Raw genomic sequence first — 545 nt, 5'->3', positions numbered from 1 at the left:
TCAGCATTAACCTCTTTGCTTGGCATGGTTGGCGGCGTGTTAGGTAGCTTGTTGCTGTCTATCTTGTCACTGGCTATCGCTGCTGGCTTTATGACGTATTCAGAGTCGTTGGCATCAGGCCTACAAACTATCGCGATCCGTACCGCTGGCGAAAACGCGAAAAGCTGGACAACGCTTATCGCCGCGACCATTAAAAGCGTGCTGCTGGGCGTAGTTGGTGTGGCTGCGATTCAAGCGCTATTGATCGGTGCTGGCTTCTTCGTGTTTGGCGTTCCTGCTGCTGGTTTGCTCACATTGATTCTGATGATTTTGTGTATCGCTCAGCTTCCTGCGCTGCTTGCCGTATTGCCAGTGATTGGCTACATGTACATGACGCAAGACAGCACAACCGCAACCATGTTTACCGTGTGGGCGGTTGTCGGTGCGCTGTCTGAGAACTTACTAAAACCAATGTTTATGGGCCGTGGTGTAGACGTACCAATGCCAGTGATTCTGCTTGGGGCCATCGGCGGTATGCTTTTCTACGGCATCGTTGGCCTGTTCCT

At 51.9% G+C, this 545-nt stretch carries 1 protein-coding gene; it reads left to right on the top strand.

Going from position 1 to position 545, the window contains the following annotated elements; translation table 11 throughout:
- On the top strand, positions 1 to 545 hold a 545-nt coding region (locus R7Q09_RS27755), incomplete at both ends, for an AI-2E family transporter (RefSeq protein ID WP_318144162.1).

It is taken from the genome of Vibrio sp. 2130-1, assembly GCF_033339515.1.
Note: the sequence above shows the minus strand (reverse complement) of the source record. Positions and strands in the feature narration are given on the sequence as shown.